This is a genomic window from Streptomyces sp. NPDC005799, assembly GCF_040630525.1.
Lineage (GTDB): Bacteria > Actinomycetota > Actinomycetes > Streptomycetales > Streptomycetaceae > Streptomyces > Streptomyces griseorubiginosus_B.
On record NZ_JBEXXQ010000195.1, the window covers coordinates 1 to 1,817 of the forward strand.

General features: G+C 70.7%; 3 protein-coding genes. All 3 read right to left on the reverse strand.

The window, feature by feature from the left end:
- A partial coding sequence (locus tag ABZ453_RS51170) for an adenosylhomocysteinase (protein ID WP_359026939.1) occupies positions 1-392 on the reverse strand: 392 nt, incomplete at its 3' end.
- The gene (gene metF, locus ABZ453_RS51175; RefSeq protein WP_359026941.1) at positions 382-1,239 is read right to left on the reverse strand and encodes a methylenetetrahydrofolate reductase [NAD(P)H]; all 858 of its coding nucleotides are present in this window, start codon (positions 1,237-1,239) and stop codon (positions 382-384) included. The genes metF and ABZ453_RS51170, both read right to left, overlap by 11 nt.
- On the reverse strand, positions 1,236-1,817 hold a 582-nt coding region (locus tag ABZ453_RS51180; RefSeq protein ID WP_359026943.1), incomplete at its 5' end, for a vitamin B12 dependent-methionine synthase activation domain-containing protein. The genes ABZ453_RS51180 and metF, both read right to left, overlap by 4 nt.

Below are 1,817 nucleotides of genomic sequence, written 5' to 3' on the forward strand. Positions count from 1 at the left end.
ATGTTGGGGCCGCCGGTGGGGCTGTCCGGCCAGGTCAGCGCCTGCTCGGTGCACCACCAGTACTCCTCCAGCGTCTCGCCCTTCCAGGCGAAGACCGGGATGCCGGCCGCGGCGATCGCGGCGGCCGCGTGGTCCTGGGTGGAGTAGATGTTGCACGACACCCAGCGCACCTCGGCGCCGAGCGCGACCAGCGTCTCGATGAGCACGGCCGTCTGGACGGTCATGTGCAGCGAGCCGGTGATGCGGGCACCGGCCAGGGGCTGCGCGGAGGCGTACTCCTCGCGGAGGGACATCAGGCCGGGCATCTCGTGCTCGGCGAGGGTGATCTCCTTGCGGCCGAACTCGGCCAGGGACAGGTCGGCGACCTTGAAGTCCGTGAAGTCAGCGGACACTGAGGCTCCTTGAGGCCAGGACGTTGCGGTGGATGTCGAGCGCGGCGGTCGACCGGTTCAGGGTGATGTAGTGCAGCCCGGGAGCGCCCTCGGCCAGCAGCCGCACGGCCATGCCGGTGGCGTGCTCGACGCCGATCCGCCGGCCCTCGGCGGGATTGCCGCGGGCCCGCTCCAGCCGGTGGGCCAGGTCCTCGGGGAAGGCCGCGCCGGACAGTTCGGCGAAGCGGCGGATCTGGGCGGCGTCGGTGGCGGGCATGATCTCCGGGATGACCGGGATGTCGCAGCCCGCGGCAGCGACCCGGTCGCGCAGCCGAAGATAGTCCTCGATGTGGAAGAACATCTGCGTGATGGCGTAGTCGGCGCCGGCCCGGCACTTGGCGACGAAGTGCCGGATGTCGCTCTCCCAGTCGGGGGAGCGCGGATGGCGTTCCGGGAAGGCGGCCACCCCGATGGTGAAGTCACCTAGCGAGCGCACGAGTTCGACCAGTTCCCGGGCGTAGGTGAACCCCTCGGGGTGAGGCGTCCAGGGGCCGTTCGGGTCGCCGGGCGGATCACCCCGGAGGACCAGCACGTCCCGGATGCCCGCGTCGGCGTACTGGCCGATGATCCGGCGCAGTTCGGCGACCGAGTGGCCGACCGCGGTGAGATGGGCGACCGGCCGCAGGGTGGTCTCGGCGGCGATGCGCCGGGTGACGGCGACGGTCCGGTCACGGGAGGAACCGCCCGCTCCGTAGGTGACGGAGACGAAGTCCGGCCGCAGGGGCTCCACTCGGCGGATCGCGTCCCACAGGGTGCGCTCGCCCTGGTCCGTCTTCGGCGGGAAGAACTCGAAGGAGAAGGTCGTCATCGTGCGCCTCCCGCGTTGAAGTAGCTCGCCTCCGGGTGGTGGACGACGATCGCGTCCGTGGACTGCTCGGGGTGCAGCTGGAACTCCTCGGACAGATGGACGCCGATGCGTTCCGGTTCGAGCAGGTCGGCGATCTTGGCGCGGTCCTCCAGGTCCGGGCAGGCCGGGTAGCCGAGCGAGTAGCGGCACCCCTGGTAGGCGGTACGGAACATGCCGTCGAGCGAATCCGGGTCCGCGCCCGCGATGCCCCACTCGGCCCGCACCCGTGCGTGCCAGTACTCGGCGAGCGCCTCGGCCAACTGCACGGACAGACCGTGCAGTTCCAGGTAGTCGCGGTAGGCGTCGGCCTCGAAGAGGTCCGTGGTGGCGTCACCGATGCGGGAGCCGACGGTCACGACCTGCAGGCCTACGACGTCGGTCTCGCCGGAGTCCTCCGAGCGGAAGAAGTCGGCCAGGCAGAGCCGGCGGCCGTGTGCCTGCCGGGGGAAGGTGAAGCGGGTGCGCTCGTTGCCGTGCTCGTCCAGGATGATCAGGTCGTCGTCCTTGGAGACGCAGGGGAAGTAGCCGTAGACCACGGC